The organism is Sphingobacterium sp. NGMCC 1.201703 (assembly GCF_047784615.1).
In the GTDB taxonomy this organism is placed as follows: Bacteria; Bacteroidota; Bacteroidia; order Sphingobacteriales; family Sphingobacteriaceae; genus Sphingobacterium.
The window spans coordinates 712,851-731,614 of the sequence record NZ_JBLOHD010000001.1 but is presented as its reverse complement, the minus strand read 5'-3'; the positions used below and the strand labels follow the sequence as shown (position 1 = coordinate 731,614).

General features: G+C 40.1%; 20 protein-coding genes and 3 tRNA genes. 12 read left to right on the top strand and 11 right to left on the bottom strand.

Features of this window, described 5'->3' with window-relative positions; translation table 11 throughout:
• Positions 1-12 precede the first annotated feature (12 nt).
• The 9 genes from eno to ACK8HY_RS02860 form a co-directional block, all read right to left on the bottom strand.
• A complete protein-coding gene (eno, locus tag ACK8HY_RS02900; protein ID WP_077435516.1) occupies positions 13-1,308 on the bottom strand; it encodes a phosphopyruvate hydratase in 1,296 nt (431 codons plus the stop codon).
• 212 nt (positions 1,309-1,520) lie between these two features.
• Positions 1,521-2,621: a glutamine-hydrolyzing carbamoyl-phosphate synthase small subunit gene (carA, locus tag ACK8HY_RS02895; protein WP_077435518.1), complete on the bottom strand. Its 1,101-nt coding sequence runs from the start codon at positions 2,619-2,621 to the stop codon at positions 1,521-1,523.
• A 229-nt stretch (positions 2,622-2,850) separates the two neighbouring features.
• On the bottom strand, positions 2,851-3,162 hold the full coding sequence (locus ACK8HY_RS02890; protein ID WP_416132723.1) for a DUF2752 domain-containing protein: 312 nt from the start codon (positions 3,160-3,162) through the stop codon (positions 2,851-2,853).
• On the bottom strand, positions 3,162-3,515 hold the full coding sequence (locus ACK8HY_RS02885; RefSeq protein ID WP_077435522.1) for a TM2 domain-containing protein: 354 nt from the start codon (positions 3,513-3,515) through the stop codon (positions 3,162-3,164). The genes ACK8HY_RS02890 and ACK8HY_RS02885 overlap by 1 nt, the downstream gene beginning before the upstream one ends.
• Positions 3,516-4,021: 506 nt before the next feature.
• Positions 4,022-5,020, bottom strand: a complete 999-nt coding sequence (obgE, locus tag ACK8HY_RS02880) for a GTPase ObgE (RefSeq protein ID WP_077435524.1) — start codon at positions 5,018-5,020, stop codon at positions 4,022-4,024.
• A gap of 38 nt (positions 5,021-5,058) precedes the next feature.
• Positions 5,059-5,628 (bottom strand): adenylate kinase, encoded by a 570-nt coding sequence (locus ACK8HY_RS02875; protein ID WP_077435526.1) that lies wholly within the window; start codon positions 5,626-5,628, stop codon positions 5,059-5,061.
• Between the two features lie 74 nt (positions 5,629-5,702).
• Positions 5,703-5,776 (bottom strand) — tRNA-Arg (locus tag ACK8HY_RS02870).
• 172 nt (positions 5,777-5,948) lie between these two features.
• Positions 5,949-6,022 (bottom strand) — tRNA-Arg (locus tag ACK8HY_RS02865).
• Positions 6,023-6,049: 27 nt separating this feature from the next.
• Positions 6,050-6,126 (bottom strand) — tRNA-Arg (locus tag ACK8HY_RS02860).
• A 186-nt stretch (positions 6,127-6,312) separates the two neighbouring features.
• Between ACK8HY_RS02860 and ACK8HY_RS02855 the strand changes: the two genes are divergently transcribed.
• Positions 6,313-7,140, top strand: coding sequence for an alpha/beta fold hydrolase (locus ACK8HY_RS02855; RefSeq protein ID WP_416132722.1), 828 nt, complete (start codon positions 6,313-6,315; stop codon positions 7,138-7,140).
• Between the two features lie 132 nt (positions 7,141-7,272).
• Here the strand turns inward: ACK8HY_RS02855 and ACK8HY_RS02850 are convergent, their stop codons facing one another.
• Complete coding sequence (locus tag ACK8HY_RS02850; protein WP_077435530.1) at positions 7,273-7,608, bottom strand: DUF3276 family protein; 336 nt, start codon at positions 7,606-7,608, stop codon at positions 7,273-7,275.
• Positions 7,609-7,872: 264 nt separating this feature from the next.
• Here ACK8HY_RS02850 and ACK8HY_RS02845 point away from each other — a divergent pair, with 264 nt between their 5' ends.
• The 6 genes from ACK8HY_RS02845 (at position 7,873) to ACK8HY_RS02820 (ending at position 13,456) form a co-directional block, all read left to right on the top strand.
• Positions 7,873-8,754, top strand: a complete 882-nt coding sequence (locus ACK8HY_RS02845; protein ID WP_077435532.1) for a LiaF transmembrane domain-containing protein — start codon at positions 7,873-7,875, stop codon at positions 8,752-8,754.
• 3 nt (positions 8,755-8,757) lie between these two features.
• Positions 8,758-9,804, top strand: a complete 1,047-nt coding sequence (locus ACK8HY_RS02840; RefSeq protein ID WP_077435534.1) for a sensor histidine kinase — start codon at positions 8,758-8,760, stop codon at positions 9,802-9,804.
• Positions 9,797-10,537 (top strand): LytR/AlgR family response regulator transcription factor, encoded by a 741-nt coding sequence (locus ACK8HY_RS02835; RefSeq protein ID WP_416132721.1) that lies wholly within the window; start codon positions 9,797-9,799, stop codon positions 10,535-10,537. The genes ACK8HY_RS02840 and ACK8HY_RS02835 overlap by 8 nt, the downstream gene beginning before the upstream one ends.
• Before the next feature lie 31 nt (positions 10,538-10,568).
• Positions 10,569-12,011, top strand: a complete 1,443-nt coding sequence (locus ACK8HY_RS02830) for a serine hydrolase domain-containing protein (RefSeq protein WP_416132720.1) — start codon at positions 10,569-10,571, stop codon at positions 12,009-12,011.
• A gap of 321 nt (positions 12,012-12,332) precedes the next feature.
• Complete coding sequence (locus tag ACK8HY_RS02825; RefSeq protein WP_416132719.1) at positions 12,333-13,307, top strand: 2-hydroxyacid dehydrogenase; 975 nt, start codon at positions 12,333-12,335, stop codon at positions 13,305-13,307.
• Entirely contained in the window at positions 13,304-13,456 is a 153-nt protein-coding gene (locus ACK8HY_RS02820) for a hypothetical protein (RefSeq protein WP_175992009.1), read from the top strand. Before ACK8HY_RS02825 ends, ACK8HY_RS02820 begins: the two co-directional genes overlap by 4 nt.
• On the opposite strand, the gene ACK8HY_RS02815 is transcribed toward ACK8HY_RS02820, so the two are convergent.
• The gene (locus ACK8HY_RS02815) at positions 13,453-14,319 is read right to left on the bottom strand and encodes a mechanosensitive ion channel family protein (protein ID WP_416132718.1); all 867 of its coding nucleotides are present in this window, start codon (positions 14,317-14,319) and stop codon (positions 13,453-13,455) included. The two genes, ACK8HY_RS02820 and ACK8HY_RS02815, sit on opposite strands and share 4 nt — an antisense overlap.
• Before the next feature lie 147 nt (positions 14,320-14,466).
• Here ACK8HY_RS02815 and ACK8HY_RS02810 point away from each other — a divergent pair, with 147 nt between their 5' ends.
• The 5 genes from ACK8HY_RS02810 to asnA all read left to right on the top strand — a co-directional run bounded on the left by ACK8HY_RS02810 (position 14,467) and on the right by asnA (position 18,760).
• Positions 14,467-15,333: a helix-turn-helix domain-containing protein gene (locus ACK8HY_RS02810; protein ID WP_077435544.1), complete on the top strand. Its 867-nt coding sequence runs from the start codon at positions 14,467-14,469 to the stop codon at positions 15,331-15,333.
• 2 nt (positions 15,334-15,335) lie between these two features.
• Entirely contained in the window at positions 15,336-15,761 is a 426-nt protein-coding gene (locus ACK8HY_RS02805) for a DUF983 domain-containing protein (RefSeq protein ID WP_077435546.1), read from the top strand.
• A 26-nt stretch (positions 15,762-15,787) separates the two neighbouring features.
• Complete coding sequence (locus ACK8HY_RS02800) at positions 15,788-16,966, top strand: cysteine desulfurase family protein (RefSeq protein WP_416132717.1); 1,179 nt, start codon at positions 15,788-15,790, stop codon at positions 16,964-16,966.
• 80 nt (positions 16,967-17,046) lie between these two features.
• Complete coding sequence (locus ACK8HY_RS02795) at positions 17,047-17,373, top strand: HesB/IscA family protein (protein WP_077435550.1); 327 nt, start codon at positions 17,047-17,049, stop codon at positions 17,371-17,373.
• Positions 17,374-17,713: 340 nt separating this feature from the next.
• A complete protein-coding gene (gene asnA, locus ACK8HY_RS02790; RefSeq protein WP_254846206.1) occupies positions 17,714-18,760 on the top strand; it encodes an aspartate--ammonia ligase in 1,047 nt (348 codons plus the stop codon).
• The last annotated feature ends 4 nt before the right edge of the window (positions 18,761-18,764 follow it).

The following is an 18,764-nucleotide window of genomic DNA, read 5'->3' as shown; positions in this document are numbered from 1 at the left end:
GATAGGGTAAACCTATTTTTTTGCATATTTAAAGTTTTTGCCGATGAAGCGAGCATTACCGCCCAATTCTTCTTCGATACGCAACAACTGGTTGTATTTAGCCATACGGTCAGAACGGGAAGCTGAACCTGTTTTGATTTGACCACAGTTCAAAGCAACCGCCAAGTCAGCGATCGTCGCATCTTCTGTTTCACCTGAACGGTGAGACATTACTGAAGTGTAACCAGAATTTTGCGCTAAAGTCACTGCATTGATTGTTTCAGTCAATGAACCGATTTGGTTTACTTTGACCAAAATAGAATTTGCAGTATGGGTATCGATACCTTGTTGAAGACGTTTTGTATTTGTTACGAAAAGATCGTCACCTACCAATTGAACGTGATCGCCAATTTTATCAGTCAATGTTTTCCAACCAGCCCAGTCATCTTCAGCCATACCATCTTCAATAGAGATAATAGGATATTTCGCTGTCAATTCTGCTAAATAGCTTGCTTGTTCTTCGCTAGAGCGTACTGCACCTTTATCACCTTCAAATTTAGCATAATCGTATTTACCGTCTTTGTAGAATTCAGAAGAAGCACAATCCAATGCTAAACAGATGTCTTGACCTGGTTTGTAACCTGCGATTTCAATTGCTTTCAATACGGTCTCGATAGCATCTTCTGTACCTTCAAAAGTTGGCGCAAATCCACCTTCATCACCCACTGCAGTAGAAAGACCTCTATCGTGTAAGATTTTCTTCAATGTATGGAATACTTCTGTTCCCCAACGTAATGCTTCAGAAAAAGAAGGAGCACCTACTGGCATGATCATAAACTCTTGGAATGCGATAGGCGCATCGGAGTGCGATCCACCGTTGATGATGTTCATCATCGGAATAGGCAGGGTATTGGCATTCACACCGCCAATATAACGGTATAAAGGTTGACGTGACTCTTGTGCTGCTGCTTTTGCTACCGCCAAAGAAACACCTAGGATAGCGTTTGCACCTAAATTACCTTTGTTTTCACTACCGTCTAAATCAATCATGATTTTATCGATGGCATTTTGCTCGAAAACATCTACGCCTTCCAAAGCTTTCGCTATTTTGGTATTTACATTTTCAACAGCTTTCAAAACACCTTTACCCAAGTATTTTGACTTGTCGCCGTCGCGCAATTCTACTGCTTCGTGAACACCTGTTGAAGCACCTGAAGGAACAGCTGCACGACCAACAAAACCATTTTGTGTAGTAACATCTACTTCAATTGTAGGGTTACCGCGCGAATCCAAAATTTGACGCGCATGAACATCGATAATTAAACTCATCTCTTTATTAGACTATAATTTATTTTCATTACTTAGTGTAAATAAGACACACTCTTATCTACAGTCATTTTTCACAACCAAATATAACAAAAAATGTATTTAATCCGTCATTTATTGTGAATAAAATATGACCAATCTGAATAATTGGTTCTGCAAATCGCATAAAAAACCCTCCACGATAGGGAGGGTTTTTTATGCGATGCTATGTTTGCTTAGTTTTTGATCATTGCGACGAAATCATCAAACAGGTAACGTGAATCGTGTGGACCTGGGGATGATTCAGGGTGATATTGAACCGAGAACGCTTTTTGACCTTTGATACGGATCCCTTCGATAGATTGGTCGTTCAAATTAACGTGCGTTATCTCCACATTTTCCGAATTTTGGATATCTTCAGCTACAACACCAAAACCATGGTTTTGTGAAGTAATTTCACAACGGTTAGCGATAATATTTTTGACAGGGTGATTGATACCACGGTGTCCATTATGTAATTTGCTTGTGCGGATACCATTAGCCAGCGCTAAAATCTGATGACCTAAACAGATCCCAAACATCGGCTTGTTTGCATTCAGGATAGATTTTACGGTTTCGATAGCATAATCCATTGGTGCAGGATCACCGGGGCCATTTGAAATAAAGTAACCATCAGGATTCCATTTTTCCATTTCCTCAAATGTTGTCTTAGCCGGGAAAACTTTTGTATAAACATCACGTGCCTCAAAATTGCGCAGGATATTTTTCTTGATCCCCAAATCCAGCACAGCTACACGTAAAGATGCATTTTCATTTCCGAAGAAATAAGGCTCAGTAGTCGTTACCTTAGAAGACAGCTCAAGACCATCCATCGAAGGAACTTTTGCCAATTGGCTCTTTAATTCCTCAACGTCTAGCGTTTCCGAAGAAATGATTGCATTCATCGCGCCTTTATCACGGATATGTCTTACCAATGAACGTGTATCCACATCGGAAATACCCACCAAATTTCCCTCCTCAAAGTAGCTTTGAATAGACTCATCAGCCATTTTACGGCTATAGTTGATGTTGTAGTTTTTACAAACTAGTCCCGCAATCTGAATTTGATTTGATTCGGTATCGTCCTCATCAATACCATAGTTACCAATATGGGCATTGGTTGTTACCATGATTTGTCCAAAATAAGATGGATCTGTAAAAATCTCTTGATAACCGGTTGTTCCTGTATTGAAACAGATCTCACCAGTAGTCGTACCAATTTTACCAGCGGCTTTACCGTGATAAACTGTACCATCTTCTAAAACTAAAATTGCAGGCAATTTGCTGTAGTTGGTCATTATCGATGTAATATTATAAAATGTGTATCTCTTCTGTTCTGAATCTTAAAGCCTTCCCTATTGGATATAAAAAAAGCCCTCAAATGGGCTAAAATATGAATTAACAATGCATTACGACGATTGACAAACCGTTTCCTAAGGCACCTACCAATAAAGACTCTACTTTAATTTTCACGGGAGACAAAGTTACGACATATCAATTAAAAGTGAAAAACATTTTTCAATTATTTTACAGGGAATCAATTTGTCTTTGTCTAAACCGCCAAAAGTCTCTTAAAATCAAAAAGATGACTACAGGAACGATTCCAAAAATCATTGGATTTGCAGACCAGGCATAGGCCCATTCCATTTTCAGCAGCGCAATTAATGCAGTTGTCAGACCGCAACCGGGACATTCATATCCGGTCACTGCCTTCCAAAGACAAGGAATGAGGATATGAATATCCGACAGCATATACAATACAATTGCAGCGCTAAAATATCCCATAACAATGGTATAAATCCAATGTAATCGCAGATATTTCAGCACCATATAAGCCATTAATTATTATTTACGGGACTTTTGATGTATTGCCCATCTTTATCCTTATACCTTCCAACAATGATCATAATCAGATCGATAAGCGACCAGATTCCACATCCACCCAAAGTAATCAACTGCAGAATAGCTGTTCCGATCTGCCCTAGATAGAAGCGATGTCCTCCGAAAGGCCCCAGAAACAAACAAAATAACAAAGCGGGCAACCAGCGATCATCCTGGATACTGCGATTCTGCTGGAAAGGTTGATTCGCATAGAATATAGGTTGTTTAACACCACAGAGCGGGCAGACCTCAGCTTTAACGTTAATTAGCTGACCACATTCTACGCAATATTTTTCGTCTTCTGATTTCATTTAGATTTTTTTGGCGATGGAACTAAAAACCAGTATCCACCAGGGTTTAAATAATAGGTTGAAATTAATAAAAAAACTTAAAAAACAAATTATATCCAACGCCTTATTACCTACCGCGAATGGAGAATGATCTATAACTGCAATAACTGCGTTCTTTTTGTTACATAAGCGCAGCTTTTTCCTTTATTTTTTTTTCAGCAAGTCAGAAACAATTAGTGACCAACTTTAGCCTTTCGACATTATTTGCTCAGTGATTGTTCAGTGCTTGTTCAGTGATCACTCAGTGCAGACTGAATAAACAGTGAATGAGAACTGAATAATCACTGATTGAAAATTGTGTTTAAGTCGAAGTTGGTATTTGAATGTATCAGTTTTAATGCTTACCTTAATTCTTTATTATCAGCCAATTTGAGCAATTATCAAAAAGGGGATATTGACCACCATTCATATAAACAGGAAAGGCGCTTCATGTCAGAAGCGCCTTTCCTGTTTATATTTTTCAACTCTTACGAGTTTATTGCTTTCCAGATCATATCTTTCAAAGGCAGAATATTTTTACCAGTGACGGATGAGATGAAAATATGTGGAAGCCCTTCAGGAAGCTGCTGTTCCATTTCCTTCTCTAATTCATCATCGAGCATATCAGACTTTGTAATCGCCAATAACTTGGGTTTATCTGCTAGCTCTGGATTATATGCTGTTAATTCATTCAGCAAAATGCCATACTCTTCCGCTATCGTCCGGTCAGTATCGGCAGGCACCATAAAGAGCAGGACAGAATTTCTTTCGATGTGTCGTAAGAAGCGATAGCCAAGCCCCTTCCCTTCGGAGGCGCCTTCAATAATACCCGGAATATCAGCCATTACAAAGGAACGATTATCGCGGTAACTTACCATACCGAGATTAGGCACCAACGTGGTAAATGGATAGTTGGCAATCTCCGGTTTTGCTGCTGAGACTACGGATAATAAAGTTGATTTACCCGCATTTGGGAAACCTACCAAACCGACATCCGCCAGTACCTTGAGTTCGAGAATAATCCATTGCTCTTTACCCGGCATTCCTGATTGTGCAAATCGAGGAGTCTGTTGGGTCGCCGATTTGAAATGCCAGTTACCAAGACCGCCTTTCCCTCCGGGAACCAAGATCTTGGTTTCGCCATCCTCGGTAATATCAAACAAGACCTCTCCAGTTTCGGCATCTTTGGCAATAGTACCCAGTGGCACTTCCAATATTTCATCATGGCCAGTTGCACCAGTCCGTAGCGAACTGCCACCTGATTCACCATTGGAAGCAATGATATGTTTACGGTACTTCAAATGGAGTAAAGTCCAAATATTCGTTGTTCCTTTTAGGATGATATGACCACCGCGGCCACCGTCGCCGCCATCGGGTCCCCCTTTAGCTGTGTGCTTGTCCCGATGCAAATGAGCCGAACCTGCCCCGCCATGTCCCGAACGACAACACACTTTCACATAATCAACAAAATTCGATCCTTGCGCCATTACAATATATTACAGTCTAAAAAAAGTATGTATTTCAATTAATAATTATCGATAATATCCGTGAGGTTTTTGAAAATTGTATCGATATCACCGATTCCATCCACCTTGGATAATTTACCTTGTGCTTCATAATAAGGCAACACATGAATTGTTTTTGTAAAATACTCATCAATGCGTTTTACCAATTTATCAGCATCATCGTCTGAACGGCCAGAGATCTCTCTACGTTTAGCGATGCGCGCTTTCAATTCGTCTTCATTTACATCCAGTGCGATTACAACTGAGATTGACGTGTTGATACCTTCCAAAAAAGCATCCAATGCCTCAGCTTGAGCAACAGTACGTGGAAATCCGTCAAAAATAAATCCTTTTGCATCAGGATTCTTTTTCACTTCCTCTTCCAGCATTGCTATCGTAATCGAATCTGGCACTAAATTTCCCTCAGCAATAATCTGGCTTACTTGTTGACCAAGTGGCGTTTGACCTTTAATATGTGCTCTAAAAATATCACCGGTTGAAATATGGATCAATTGATATTTTTCAATAAGCTTTGCAGATTGAGTTCCCTTACCTGCACCCGGAGGGCCAAATATTACAAGGTTTAGCATAGTTTTATTTAAGAAATTAAAACGAGTTAAAAAATAAAAGCCTAATCACAGATGATGACTAGGCTTTTCAGTCGTGCGCTCCAAGGGAGTCGAACCCCTAACCTTCTGATCCGTAGTCAGATGCTCTATCCAATTGAGCTAGGAGCGCATTAAACCATTACGTTTAGAACTCTGTCCCATTTGTTTTGGTGACGCAAATATAGTCAGAATTCATTTTTTTACAAATTTTTTTTCAAAAAGAAGTTTCCACACCCCTCAATATCCTCCCCTTTCTTCACCTTCTTTTACAAAAAAAGCCAATCTTTACGATTGGCTTTTTGTGCACTCCAAGGGAGTCGAACCCCTAACCTTCTGATCCGTAGTCAGACGCTCTATCCAATTGAGCTAGGAATGCCTCTTTTTAGTATACAGAGACTGTATATGGTGCGCGCCAAGGGAGTCGAACCCCTAACCTTCTGATCCGTAGTCAGATGCTCTATCCAATTGAGCTAGGAGCGCCGGGCTTCCAAAACAAATACGTATCCTTTTCCGTTTTGGTGATGCAAATATCGACATATTTATGGATTTAACAAACATTTTTTCTCTTTTTTTAACTTTATGAAACAACATTTCGTTTATCTCGTTGATAATATTATATTTAAAATATCAACTTTTTTTTTCAGACACTGACAAATGTTATTATTCATGAGCAAAAGAGAATTAAAACTCAGCAAAATCCGTATTGGAGACATCAGCATCTCGTATTATATCCGCCCCAGCAAATCATACCCTGCCCCTAAAACCGTCCTATTTATCCATGGGTTCCCTTTCAACAAGAACACCTGGAAGCAACAATTGCTGGATCTTGACGAAGAATACACGGGGATTGCCATTGATGTGAGGGGACACGGCTTGAGTACCAATGGGCATGGCTTCTTTTCCGTCGATGTGTTTGCAAAAGATCTTGTTGAATTTATCCGGAAATTGGATCTCAATCATGTTGTTCTCTGCGGCATCTCTATGGGGGGCTATATTGCCCTGCGCACCTATGAGCTGATCGGTCAACAGTTAGCAGGTTTGGTTTTATGTGACACCAACTCCCTTGCGGATGACAACAAAGCCAAACAAAAACGCTTTGATTCCATACAGGCATTACTTAAATATGGTCGGAGACCATTTGCCATCGGCTTTACGGAAAATGTATTTTACGAAAAAACGATTCAGGAAAATCCCGAGGCCGTCGAGCTCATTAAAAGCTGTATTCGTAGAAATGAACTTTCCAGTATCTGTGCTACACAACTTGCACTAGCTTCTCGTACAGACACATCACATTCCCTAAGGACGATTATTATCCCTACACTGGTCATTAAAGGCAAACACGATAAATTGATGAGCGAAGAACAGACGAGTATTCTTATTGAAAACATCCCTGATGTTAGGTTTATGGAGTTTGAGGAGTCGGGACATCTGCCAAATCTTGAAGAGCCCGAAAAGTTCAATAGGGTATTGAATGAATTTTTAAGCAGTATATAATATAAGATTGTCGCGACAACGAAGCGATCATGAAGTGATCATAATATCAAGAGATAAGAAAAGTCCGAACACAAAAAAAGCCACATTCGTGGCTTTATTTCTTTTTTCATTGAGATTTCATCCTAAGATACGTTAGAACGAAAAATCATCTTTTGAACGACCATCGGCTTCTTCAGCGTAGGCATCGTCAAAGTTAGGCTCATAACGTTTTTCGATTACTTCCTGATTAGACTTAATGTAATTGACAACATCTGTCAAACCTTCCGCAAACTTTTCAAAATCTTCTTTGTATAAGAAAATTTTATGCTTAATAAACTGGCCATCCTCAAAGCGCTTCTTGCTTTCTGTGATAGTAATGTAGTAATCGTTCGATCGAGTTGCTTTTACATCAAAAAAATAAGTTCGCTTACCTGCTCTCACCTTTTTTGAAAAAACCTCTTCACGCTCTTTGTTTTCAAAATCTCCCATTGGTTGTTATTTAAGTTTAAAGTAATCTTAATCTTTGATAAATATATAATAATTCATTTTAATCCACCAAATAATATTAAAAAAAAAGACAATAAACCGTAAAAATGGCATATCCATTCCATAGGCAATGGATAAAAATTAAACAACAAGATTTTTTACCGACGAAATCAGTACATTTACCGAAAATATAAGTTGTATTACCTAAAGCGAATATGTCTAGTTTATTTATGCGCCTATCTTTGAGTCATAAATAGTAAAAACATTATGGAAAAAGAACCCATCATACCAAACAGCAATAACAGCCGCAATATCGTTGGAGCGATTGTGATTATTATAGGTATATTCCTATTATTACATAATTTAAATTTAGGAGACTGGTTTCCGGGCTGGTTATTTGGATGGCAAATGATTTTAATCATTATCGGACTGGTCATCGGGATAAACTCCCAATTTCAGAAGAAATCAGCGATAATCCTTTTGATTATTGGCGGTGCCAGCCTGATCTCTCGCATGATGCGTACGGACTTTGGTTCGGTAACGGTCCCAATTATCATCATTTCTCTTGGGATTTATTTCATCATGAGTAAACGGAAACCACCCATGGTTCCACCTACTTATCCAAATCCGCCTCAGGATCCTTACGACTGGGACAAACGGGTGAATATAGCAACGGATAATCCCGTAGACACTACAGCCCCGGATGTTGAAGCAAAACCTTTTAACGATCAATACGGATCAAGCCAACAAGCCTCGCCTAACGCGCAGGCTTTTGGCAACAAAGAGAATAGCTCATTTCATCAGTCTTTTGAGGACAGCCTTAATCTAAATTCGATTTTTGCGGGCCAAAAGAAAGTCATCTATTCCAAACAATTTAGAGGCGGTAATTTGACCAATGTCTTCGGAAGTATTGAACTGGATCTCACAAAAGCGGATATCCAACAGCCGATTGTCATTGACACCTTTCAGTTGTTTGGCAGCGCACGCATTATTGTACCGCCGCATTGGACGGTATTCAGTAATGTAGCCTCGATCTTAGGATCTGTCGATGACCGAAGATTCCAGACGATTTACAACCCTGACACCGATAAAAAGATCTATATCACCGGAACATGTATATTGGGCAATTTAACGATAAAAAATGCTTAATAGATGAAAAACAAACTGTCTCTCAGTGTTAAAAGTCGATTAATAGGCATTATTTGTATATCCGTATTTATCGGATATCTTGCATTACAATATTTACTGATGCTACGCTCGGGATTTGATGCCCAACTAGCATTTAAAGATTCGTTGATCAATAGTGCTGTGATGATGTTTTGCTGCTATGGTATGTCCTCCGCATTAAATTTCTACACACCACAACCCCGCGAGATATGGAAGGTACTGATTATAGGCTTAATAATGGCCGCCATCAGTACTGGGTTGAGCCGTTTTCTAATGAACTATTTTATTCAGCCCAACTTTATCACGCTACTGGATTTAACACTACCTTTTCGTGGTATTGTTAACTTCCTTATCCTCACTTCTGTTGCTATTATCAATATCGTCTGGAATATCCAGGAAGATAATATCAATAACATCAAACGGAAACAAGAGTCCGAAAATCTACTTCGCGAGGCGGAGCTCTATAATTTAAGGCAGCAATTACAGCCTCACTTTCTATTCAACAGCTTAAATTCGATCATCGCCCTTATTGGCGCCAATCCGGATGAAGCGCGCAACATGACATTTCAGTTGTCTGATTTTTTAAGGGGCACGATGAGAAAGGAAAACAATCAGATTATCACACTGGAAGAAGAACTGGACCATCTACAACTTTATCTTGATATTGAAAAAGTACGCTTTGGTCATCGCCTGAACACTTCCATCTCCTCTTCTGAGGAAATATTCAGCAATAAATTGCCAGCAATGATCATCCAGCCATTGGTAGAAAATGCCATTAAGCATGGACTATACAATATAACCGATCAGGTTGAAATACAAATTAAATGCACCTCACAGGAGGGACAGCTTCTGATCCAAATTACCAATCCATTTGATATCGAGGAGCAATCAAGCCCCAAAAAAGGTACCGGCTTCGGGCTTTCCAGTATTCAACGTAGATTATATCTCCTTTATGGTCGAAATGATCTTCTGGAGACACAGATTCAGGATAATATATTTACTAGCACCCTAAAAATACCTCAATATGATTAAAGTCGTTATCATTGATGATGAACCCTTAGCGCGCTCCATTATTGCGGGCTATTTAAAAAATGAAGCCGATGTAACCATTATGGCTGAATGCGGAGATGGTTTTGAAGGCGTTAAAGCTATCCAAACACATGCACCGGACCTGGTCTTTTTGGATGTTCAGATGCCCAAATTAACAGGTTTTGAAATGCTCGAACTGGTTGACGATCCACCCGCGATTATTTTCACCACCGCATTTGATGAATACGCGTTAAAAGCTTTCGAAAAAAACGCACTGGACTATCTGTTGAAACCGGTTTCCCCGATGCGTTTCAAAAAAGCGTTGGAGAAATTTAGATCCAACTATTCCGCACCCGATAAGAAGGTTCAACCCAACTATGAGGTACTCACAGCGCAGGACGAAACCAAGATCGACCGAATTGTTGTCAAAACAGGTACCCAGATCAAAATAATTCCGATAGATACGGTCAAGTACCTGGAGTCTTATGATGACTACGTAAAGATTCATACCAAAGATGGCATGTACCTCAAGAATAAGACCATGGCATTTTTTGAAAAATCCCTTGATCCAAATCAGTTTGTACGTATCCATCGTTCGTTTATCATCAAGGTCGATCAGTTGGCTAAATTGGAGCCTTACGAAAAGGATTCCTATATCGCAGCTTTGATCTCTGGTGAGAAGCTCAATATCAGTAAATCAGGCTACGCCCGATTAAAACAATTGATTGGAATTTAAACATTCCGTAGATTTGTGCCTAACAATGGTTATGAAACATTTTTATACAGCAATCTTGTTGGGCATCACATCTTACTCCTTTGCTCAGACAAATCAAGCGGAACAAGTCAACAAAGGAGTTTACAATAGATTTGAATTCTTCATCAATTCCCAGATGACAGATTCTGCCTATAATCTAGCGAGCGATTCTTATAAACAACAATATAGCCTTCCAAAGTTTACACAGATGCTGCAACAGATCTATCCTTTGGGCAGGATCAAAAACTCAGATATCATCAATTTCGAAAAAGGTACAGCAACCTATCGGCTGGATTTTGACGATCAGACTTATGAAGTATTGTTTGCAACAGATTCGACACTCAAGTTTAACAGCCTGCATTTTAGTCAGCTGAACGAAACCACAGCAGATAAAAATACCGACGAGAAACCGCTTGAGGCAACGATCACTTCAAAAGCCGTCGACAAAGAGGATTTTTTCATTGATTCTATTGCAAACTCTTACCTAAAACAACAAAATGCAGCCTCGCTTGCCCTAGGTGTTATTAAAAATGGGCAGTCGAAAACCTATTTTTACGGTGAGACCGCAAAAGGTAACCAAACGTTACCGACGAAGACTTCACCCTACGAAATTGGCTCCCTTAGCAAAGTCTTTACAGCGATCCTATTATCGAACCTTGTTGAGGAAGGAACAATTACCTTGGATCAACCTGTATCATTATTTCTTCCAGATACACTGAAAAAGAATGAGGATCTGGCGAAGATAACTTTTCAGATGTTAGCCAACCATACTTCCGGGCTTCCACGGCTTCCAGACAATTTTGACAAAGTAAAGGGATATAACGAAAACGATCCTTACAAAGGATACGACAAAAAAGCACTTTATAGCTATTTATCCAGTTTCAAAAACAAAAAAACAGCAGGCGAAGAATACGAGTACAGCAATTTGGGCTATGCACTTTTGGGCGATATCATCTGTAGTATCTACAAAAAGCCTTATGAACAGATTGTCCGTGAAATTATCTGCAAGCCATTCGATATGAATAATACCTTTCAGGTATTAGACCCTAAAAGAAAAGATACCTTTAAAGTATACAATAAAGACGGTCAAGAAGTAAGCCCTTGGTCTTTTGATGCTTTTAGCGCCGCTGGTGGCTTAAAGTCAACCGTGGAAGATCTACTTAAATTTGTAAACGCACAGTTTAAGATGCCACAAAGCCCACTGGAAAATGCAATGGCCAACACCAGGTCATTTACCTTCTTTCTCCCTCCGGATACGGACTTGGGTTTAGCTTGGCATATGAATTTGCTTGATGATCTTACTTTCTATTGGCACAATGGCGGAACAGCAGGAAGCAGCTCCTACCTCGCCTTGTCTCCGGATAAAAAAAGTGCTGTCGTCATCTTGTCCAATACCGCACGCCCTGTCGATGACATCGGGAAAAGCATTTTAGACAATCTGCTTCACACAAATTAAGCCGCTCATACTTTCTCACAAGAATCAACAGCGATGAGAATTCACCGAAGACTTTTTCCGGCCAGTAAACCGAAGCTAGCAAGCGTATTGATATTGTAAAAAAACACGAATCAATCAAAACACTACCGGTTAAGAAAAAAAAGCAAAATATGATTAGCAGGGCTATATCGAAACAACGATATAGCTTTTTTTGTTATCATAAAAAGGATTATTTTTTTATTGTTACACAAGTTGTTAAGCATTAACTTTGATGAATAGCCCAAATAAACCGGGCAATCATCATTTTATTTTACAACAGGATCCACGATACATAACATTTACATGAAGATATTTATCACGAAACGAATCCCACAAAAAGGCATTGATCTATTAACGGCTGCCGGACATGAGGTAGCAATACATGATTCTGCTACCCCACTATCTCCTACCGATCTTATCCAAGCAGGGCAGCAGGCCGATTATATACTGAACGGTGGCATGCAAAAGTTTGACGAAGAATTTTTCCAAAGCTGCCCCAATCTTAAAGCGCTCTCTCTGATGAGCGTTGGTTATGATAATGTTGACATCCCTGCTGCGACAAAATATGGCATTCCTGTGAGCAATACACCGGGTGTACTTTCCGGTGCAACAGCTGATGTTGCTTTCCTATTGATGCTGGCCGTTTCCAGGAAAGCTTTCTTCAATCACAAGCAGATTCTACAGGGTAAATGGAAGGGTTTCGACCCTACAGCACATCTGGGTATCGAGCTCAACAATAAAACATTAGGTATTTATGGCCTTGGAAGGATTGGTTTCGAATTTGCCCGAAAAGCAAGAGCTGCATATAACATGGAAATCATCTATTATAACCGTGGGCGGAACCTGGAAGCCGAACGGATCTTGGGAGCGAGATATGTCAACTTTGATGACCTACTAACCCAAAGTGATGTACTTTCCATTCACGCGGCACTCACGTCAGAGACAGCCAATCGGTTTAATCTGGATACATTTAAGCGCATGAAAAACTCGGCGATTCTGATCAACACAGCTCGTGGCGGATTAGTAAAAGAGGACGATCTTGCCAGCGCTTTACGCCTGGGGGAATTATGGGGAGCCGGGCTCGATGTGACAAACCCTGAACCAATGGCAGCGGACAACCCACTGCTAAATCTTGAAAATGTCTGCATTCTACCGCATATTGGATCCGCAACCGTGGAAACCAGAGACAATATGGCGCTAATGGCAGCAAGCAATTTATTGGCAGCAATCAAAGGTGAAAAGATGCCACAAACGATCAATCCAGAAGTCTATACATGAAACGACATTTCTTTCAGTTCCTGAATAAGCTAAATAAAGCAATTCTTCCCAAATATGGGAAGCAGGATCCGCTTAAACTAAAAAAGTACCAGCAGGCCATAATTGCCTACCGGTACTTTATTCTGATCAGAGCCCTTGCAGATGATTAATTATCTGTCTTGACTTGTTTCCCCTGGTCGTTCGCATTGGAAATAATGCTAATCTGTGTCGGATTAGGTGCCACGCTCATATCATTTCTTTCGAGTTCAAGCATAATTTTTTCCTGCATTGAATTGCGTGCCGGCCAATAATGTTCGCGCTTAGCCCATGCTCTTACGGTCAACACTATTGAACTCGTTCCTAATTCCTTCACAAATACTGTCGGTTCGGGGCTAGTCAAAATAGTCTCATTTGAGCGAAGCACTCTAAGGATAATATCCTTTGCGTCTTTTATATTTTTGTCATAAGATATACTCACCGTATATTCAAACATCCGCTGAACGATTTTCGTATAGTTCTTGATCACCGAATTGGCCAATGGACCATTTGGACTAAAAATCCGGACACCATCGTCACCGATTAGTGTAGAGTATAAAATATCTATTCGTTCTACCGTCCCAGCCGTACCATTCGCACTGGAGATGTAATCCCCCACTTCAAAAGGCCTAAACATCAATATGAGCACACCGCCGGCAAAGTTACTTAAACTTCCCTGTAGCGCCATACCTACAGCTAAACCAAATGCAGACAGTGCCGCAATGAAAGAGGTCGTCTGTATGCCAACCTGACTGGCAACCGTCAATAGCAACATCACCCACATCACAATCTTGACGATACTAGAGATAAATGCGCGGATTGAAGGATCGACATTTCTTCTCTCAAAACGCTTGTGCAATAATCGGTTGACCAGATCGATGACGTATTTACCAATAATCAATAAAATAATACCACCTATAATACCCGGTATTGAATCAATGACGATATCGGTCAATCGTCCAAATCTAGTCCCTAGACTATTTAAATTACTTTCCATGTTTGTTAAATATATTTCAATGCATTTTGAAACAAGGATTGTTCCAACATCCCTGTACAGGATTCAAAACTTTAAAATCGTTGAAAAATACCATAAAACATAAAATTATCACCACTGTAAAAAGAATATATACACTAACTTTGTAATATGAATAGAAAAAACACCATTCCTATTATAGATAGTTGCAGTATAGACCTCAACAATAAAACAACTATCCACATTGATGACTTAAGTGAATACGTCATCAAACATGCCGATATGGTGTTTCCTCATAAGCACAATTTTTTTCATTTTGTATTATTTACAAAAGGTTCGGGTGCGCACATCATCGATTTTAATCATTATAAAATTGCCCCCTTTCAGATCTACTTCATGGCCCCAGGCCAGGTGCATACCTGGAATTTTGCTGGCGATGAGGAAGGCTATGTGGTTAATTTTTCGGTGGATTATTTTCAATCGTTTTTATTACGTACAGATTATCTGGAGCGTTTCAGTTTTCTTCAGGGCAAAATTGAGCACTTGATTTTTGAACTGGAAGAACCTTGCCGCGCTCAGGCCACGAATATTCTGGACGAGATTTTATCGGCAAAGTCCAGCGGCCTATCCGAAGATTACATCCGTACACTGCTGCTCCAATTTTTATTATATGTCTCCATCTGTTCTGAAAAAGAACAAAAAGACGGTAGCAACCCCTATAATCATAAAATATTCAATAGTTTTCAGCAATTGGTGGAACAACAGTTTAAATCCACCAAATTACCAAGTGTATATGCGGATCAACTATTTATCACGCCAAATCATCTGAACGCGATCTGTAAATCCTATATCGGTCAGTCTGCGGGTGAGATCATTCGCAACCGGATTGTCCTGGAAGCGAAGCGGCTATTAATCAATCGAAATTTAAATATTACTGAAATTGCAAATGAATTGCAGTTTAAGGACAACTCTTATTTCACCAAATTTTTCAAAAAATCCACTGATCTCACACCTGAGGAGTTCAGAAAACAACTATAACTATGGAAGAAGTTAAATACGAATTATCCGAATTTAAAGCCGCATGGCAGGCAAAATGCCCGAGATGTAGAGTAGGTCATGTTTATCAAGGCCCTGCCTATGGTCTAAAGGTTCAAAAGATGAACAGTCATTGTGAATACTGTGGCTTGCGTTACGAGCGTGAACCAGGGTATTTCTACGGTGCCATGTATGTCACCTATGCATTTGCCATTGCAGAGATGGTCACAGCCTGTATGGCAACTTACATCCTTACCGGCAATGACTCATCCTTCATTCTTTATGCGACTGTCGCTATATTAAGTGTTGTGTTGATGTCTCCCTTCAACTACCGATATTCACGCATCATTTTGATGTACTGGCTCACACCGGGGCTACGCTATGATCCCAATGTCAAAAAGAAGGAAGTTGATGTGAAAGCTTCGGCATAAACGCCATTATCCTTATCTTTATCCTGATGAAGGATACCATATATTTGGACAATAATGCAACCACACGGATTTTGGATGAAGTATGGCAGGAGATGACCCCTTATTTCATCCAAAATTATGCTAATGCGTCCAGTGTTTACCACCAGATGGGTAGAGCCGCCAATGCAGCTGTCCAACTGAGCAGAAAACAGGTTGCCGAGGTTTTAAATTGTACACCTAAGGAAGTTTTTTTCAATTCCGGAGCTACAGAAAGCATTAATACCATATTGCAGGGTGTATTTGACAGATACCGGTCTCAAGGGAATCATATCATTACCGCTGCTACGGAACATAAAGCAGTATTAAGCTGCTGTGAACAGCTGACCAAACAAGGCGCACAAATCACTTATCTTCCTGTTGACAGCCAGGGGCATATCTCCTTGGATGATCTTAAAAATGCTATTACAACCAAAACCATATTAATTTGCCTGATGGCAGCGAATAATGAGACTGGCGTACTGACCGAAATTGAAGAGGTGGCAGCTATCTGTCAAGAAGAAGACATTCTATTTTTTTGCGACGCCACACAAGCAATCGGAAAAGTTACGATCGACCTGCAAGCGCTTCCTATCGATCTTTTATGTCTGAGTGCACATAAAATTCACGGTCCAAAGGGAATTGGTGCACTTTATATCCGACGCAAATCAAAACCCATTCAGCTTACTCCACTAATTTTAGGTGGTGGCCAGGAAAATGGCTTTCGCGGCGGCACCTACAATGTTCCGGCCATCGTCGGCTTTGGAAAGGCAATCTCCATGCTAACCCCACAAGCCTATAGCAACGTTCGGGCGTATCGGGATCTGCTGGAAGCTGAACTGGCTGATATTCCTGAAATTATTATACATGGGCAAAATACCCTACGCCTACCGACGACAAGCTACATCAGTTTCAAGCATGTACTCGCAAGCGAGATCATGACCGCATGTCCTACTTTAGCCTTATCCTCCGGCTCCGCCTGCGTCACCGGATCAAGGGAACCTTCACATGTACTGCTGGCTATGGGCATATCCAAAGAAGATGCACTTGCTGCGATCAGATTTAGCCTAAGCATATTGACTACGCGTGAAGAAATCCTACAATGCGCGCAACTGATCAAAGAGGCTGTACAAAAAATAAGGGATCAATCGCCGATATGGCAACTTTTTAAGGCTGGTTTGATCGGTTAATTTATGACATTCTAAAAACTTAAGCGCAGACGAAATATAGCGAGATTGTATGTATCTTTGTTGTAGACAAAGATACAACTATGATTACAGTTACTGATAAAGCAAAAACTCGTATCGAGGAAATCATGAAGGATGAGCAATATGACAGCAATTACTTTGTGCGTGTTGCTGTAGAAAGTGGTGGTTGCTCAGGCTTAAGCTATAAACTGAATTTCGATAATGAGGAAAAAAAGGGAGATCAGTTTTTCGAAGATAAAGGGGTGAAAATCTGTTTGGATATCAAATCATTCCTCTATTTAGCAGGAACCGAACTTGATTATTCCGATGGGCTGAACGGAAAAGGATTTGAATTTCATAATCCAAATGCAAGCCGTACCTGTGCCTGCGGCGAGAGTTTCTCGGTATAAGCGCCCCCCATTCAATAGAACAAAAAAAGCCCTGAAAATTATTTCAGGGCTTTTTTTGTTCTGAAAATATCTGTTTTCTATTGGTCAGAAAGAAGCTTCAGCTGACTTTCATGGTTGCTGGTGCTTATAGGAGCATGAAGGTTTTACGAGGTCGGCTGAGTTTAGTTGCACCGACAAATTAATAGTTTTATAATTACCTATTGACCTATTCACTTTTTCTTGTAAAATTTATATTTTTTCAACATTTTAATAGATAAATATCAAAAATAACAACAAAACATATTAGCAAATGATATTTTCATATTTTTGTATCAAATAACTGAATAAGAAAAATGATGCGATGTACAACGATCCGTACATGGCTTTTCAATTGACTCATATGGAGGGAAGAAAACTTTTAAATACCGAAGTTGCTATCAGCTTCGTTAAAGATACATTTGTCCAAGAATTAAAAAACAAGTTAAATTTGATTCCAATTTCCTCGCCACTGGTGGTCTTGGATGGCACAGGATTAAACGATGATCTGAATGGCATCGAGCGACCTGTTGCCTTTCCGATCAAATCTTTAAATGAAAAACGGGCAGTCGTAGTTCATTCATTGGCAAAATGGAAAAGAGTACGCTTAAAAGAGCTTGAGATGTTACCGGGTGAAGGTATTGTCACCGATATGAAAGCCCTTCGCCCAGACGAGGATTACACCCCTATACATTCCATTTATGTAGATCAATGGGACTGGGAAAAAGTAATCGGAAAAGAGCAGCGTAATTTGGCTCTGCTGAAAGATACTGTACTCAAAATATACGAATCACTTCGATTTACAGAATTACAGGTGGAGCGTAAATACCCACAGATCAAAGCGATCCTCCCAGAGACGATCACATTTATCTCTTCGGAGGAACTATTGCAAAAGTACCCCGATTTAAGTGCCAAAGAAAGAGAAAATGCCATCACAAAAGAATACGGCGCTGTATTTCTGTACGGTATTGGTGGTGCCCTGAGCAATGGGGTGGCACATGATGGCCGGGCGGCAGATTACGACGATTGGAGCACAACTAACGAGGCCGGCTATAATGGTTTAAATGGCGATATCCTTGTTTGGAACCCCATTCTAAATTCAGCATTCGAGCTTTCATCCATGGGGATTCGTGTCGATAAAAAAGCATTGGCTCATCAGATGGAAATCAGAAATTGCAGCGAAAAGTCTAAGCTAACGTTTCACAGCATGTTGCTTAACGATGAATTACCCGAATCTATTGGCGGTGGTATCGGCCAGTCACGTGTCTGTATGTTTATGCTTAAAAAGCAACACATTGGCGAAGTACAGGTCAGCATCTGGGAAGAAGATAAAAAACAAGCACTACGCGAAGAAGGTATTGATATACTTTAAAACA

Excerpts from the sequence above, each read along its gene's own strand:
- eno (WP_077435516.1), bottom strand. The coding sequence starts at position 1,308 with ATGAGTTTAATTATCGATGTTCATGCGCGTCAAATTTTGGATTCGCGC.
- carA (WP_077435518.1), bottom strand. The coding sequence starts at position 2,621 with ATGACCAACTACAGCAAATTGCCTGCAATTTTAGTTTTAGAAGATGGT.
- ACK8HY_RS02890 (WP_416132723.1), bottom strand. The coding sequence starts at position 3,162 with ATGGCTTATATGGTGCTGAAATATCTGCGATTACATTGGATTTATACC.
- ACK8HY_RS02885 (WP_077435522.1), bottom strand. The coding sequence starts at position 3,515 with ATGAAATCAGAAGACGAAAAATATTGCGTAGAATGTGGTCAGCTAATT.
- obgE (WP_077435524.1), bottom strand. The coding sequence starts at position 5,020 with ATGGCGCAAGGATCGAATTTTGTTGATTATGTGAAAGTGTGTTGTCGT.
- ACK8HY_RS02875 (WP_077435526.1), bottom strand. The coding sequence starts at position 5,628 with ATGCTAAACCTTGTAATATTTGGCCCTCCGGGTGCAGGTAAGGGAACT.
- ACK8HY_RS02855 (WP_416132722.1), top strand. The coding sequence starts at position 6,313 with ATGAGCAAAAGAGAATTAAAACTCAGCAAAATCCGTATTGGAGACATC.
- ACK8HY_RS02850 (WP_077435530.1), bottom strand. The coding sequence starts at position 7,608 with ATGGGAGATTTTGAAAACAAAGAGCGTGAAGAGGTTTTTTCAAAAAAG.
- ACK8HY_RS02845 (WP_077435532.1), top strand. The coding sequence starts at position 7,873 with ATGGAAAAAGAACCCATCATACCAAACAGCAATAACAGCCGCAATATC.
- ACK8HY_RS02840 (WP_077435534.1), top strand. The coding sequence starts at position 8,758 with ATGAAAAACAAACTGTCTCTCAGTGTTAAAAGTCGATTAATAGGCATT.
- ACK8HY_RS02835 (WP_416132721.1), top strand. The coding sequence starts at position 9,797 with ATGATTAAAGTCGTTATCATTGATGATGAACCCTTAGCGCGCTCCATT.
- ACK8HY_RS02830 (WP_416132720.1), top strand. The coding sequence starts at position 10,569 with ATGAAACATTTTTATACAGCAATCTTGTTGGGCATCACATCTTACTCC.
- ACK8HY_RS02825 (WP_416132719.1), top strand. The coding sequence starts at position 12,333 with ATGAAGATATTTATCACGAAACGAATCCCACAAAAAGGCATTGATCTA.
- ACK8HY_RS02820 (WP_175992009.1), top strand. The coding sequence starts at position 13,304 with ATGAAACGACATTTCTTTCAGTTCCTGAATAAGCTAAATAAAGCAATT.
- ACK8HY_RS02815 (WP_416132718.1), bottom strand. The coding sequence starts at position 14,319 with ATGGAAAGTAATTTAAATAGTCTAGGGACTAGATTTGGACGATTGACC.
- ACK8HY_RS02810 (WP_077435544.1), top strand. The coding sequence starts at position 14,467 with ATGAATAGAAAAAACACCATTCCTATTATAGATAGTTGCAGTATAGAC.
- ACK8HY_RS02805 (WP_077435546.1), top strand. The coding sequence starts at position 15,336 with ATGGAAGAAGTTAAATACGAATTATCCGAATTTAAAGCCGCATGGCAG.
- ACK8HY_RS02800 (WP_416132717.1), top strand. The coding sequence starts at position 15,788 with ATGAAGGATACCATATATTTGGACAATAATGCAACCACACGGATTTTG.
- ACK8HY_RS02795 (WP_077435550.1), top strand. The coding sequence starts at position 17,047 with ATGATTACAGTTACTGATAAAGCAAAAACTCGTATCGAGGAAATCATG.
- asnA (WP_254846206.1), top strand. The coding sequence starts at position 17,714 with ATGTACAACGATCCGTACATGGCTTTTCAATTGACTCATATGGAGGGA.